The 1,302-nt window shown below is 36.7% G+C and carries 2 protein-coding genes; both read right to left on the bottom strand.

Annotated features, from left to right (window positions below):
- Positions 1–215: 215 nt before the first annotated feature.
- A complete protein-coding gene (locus AU511_RS16870) occupies positions 216–842 on the bottom strand; it encodes an imm11 family protein (protein WP_094110363.1) in 627 nt (208 codons plus the stop codon).
- A partial coding sequence (locus AU511_RS16865; protein WP_205756492.1) for an AHH domain-containing protein occupies positions 839–1,302 on the bottom strand: 464 nt, incomplete at its 5' end. The genes AU511_RS16865 and AU511_RS16870, both read right to left, overlap by 4 nt.

Raw genomic sequence — 1,302 nt, 5'->3', positions numbered from 1 at the left:
TGCGTCGGTGCGCGATAGAAAAACGTTAACTATATAATATCAAAGGAAATTGGGTATGAAATAAAGGCAAGCTGTATTAGGCGAGAGACTAACTAACGCAGTGCAGTCTTACCAGGCAACCTCAGTGATTAGTGTGATGCCCGGCAAGGTGACGATTCAGATACAATAGAGTAATATGTAGTCATAGCAGCGGACAGTAAATTCACTGCTAATATTTACCAGCCACTCCAAGCATCATATTTATAATTGCCATCTATTTTCTTAAATTTTACACCGCTTAATTTAAGCGACTCATACCTACTTTTAAATGTTGATGAGCATACGGGTTTTGATATCTCTCTGCAAAAGAAAAGATGTTCTTTTATATCACTCTTAACTTTAAATTTATCTATTTTTTCATAATAAATTTTATCTAAACCCTTTGCCTCTGGTGTGTTAAGCTCACCTGTTTCTATATCCGTTGATATGGTGAATATTGATTCAGACTCATCCATTATAGATAAGTAGCTCAAAATATAAAATAAGTAATACCTTTTTGATGGGGCTTTGCTCTTATATAACCCAACCGCAGTAGGGATACTGATACATTTCACATTCAGCTCAGAGAGTAACATTAACATATCAGATGATATTAAGTTATCATTTGGGAAATAATCACCATCTAACTTGTATGATTTTACTTTAACTGTATAGCCATCTGCAAAATCATCTGGCGATGGCGGTGCAGTAAAAAGATCATAATCAGGTAATTCCGGCACCCACTTTTTATCCATAAAGTGTGGTATCCCTTCATCATTAGGAGAGTATTCGATAACAAAAAATTCACTTTCACTATGAGTCATAATAATCTGCCTGTATTAGAATCTACTCTAAATAAATTACTATCAAGACTTTTTCTTGCCCAGTCTTGAATTTCTTTTACCCCTAGTGCCAACTGTGTATCACTCAATCTATTGGCTTGGCTTGCACGTTGGGATAATTTATTTCTTATTTCAGCTGTATATTGATTATGGTTAGACCAATGGCCTGGTATTCCCATTGTACTAGCAAGATCTTTTGAGCCAGGTAAGAAGGTACCATTTGAGGCTCCATCACCATCCCAGCCAATCTTTTTAAGGCGTTCGAAGATAGATTTAAAATTCCTATCTTTCATTAATTCTTCAGGAATAAGGTGGTGATTCGCCATACCATCACCGGTTCTTGCTCCCATATTTCGACCTAAAGTGCAGCTCGAAAGGCCAAACGGATCAACCCAACTCGATGGATTATGCACATAAGCATAATTGCTTTCTCCCCCCAACA

The sequence above is a fragment of the Lonsdalea iberica genome (genome assembly GCF_002111585.1).
Taxonomy (GTDB): Bacteria; Pseudomonadota; Gammaproteobacteria; order Enterobacterales; family Enterobacteriaceae; genus Lonsdalea; species Lonsdalea iberica.
Note: the sequence above shows the minus strand (reverse complement) of the source record. Positions and strands in the feature narration are given on the sequence as shown.

What these genes read in the sequence shown, in the direction of transcription:
- AU511_RS16870 (WP_094110363.1), bottom strand. Translation starts at nt 842, where the DNA reads ATGACTCATAGTGAAAGTGAATTTTTTGTTATCGAATACTCTCCTAAT.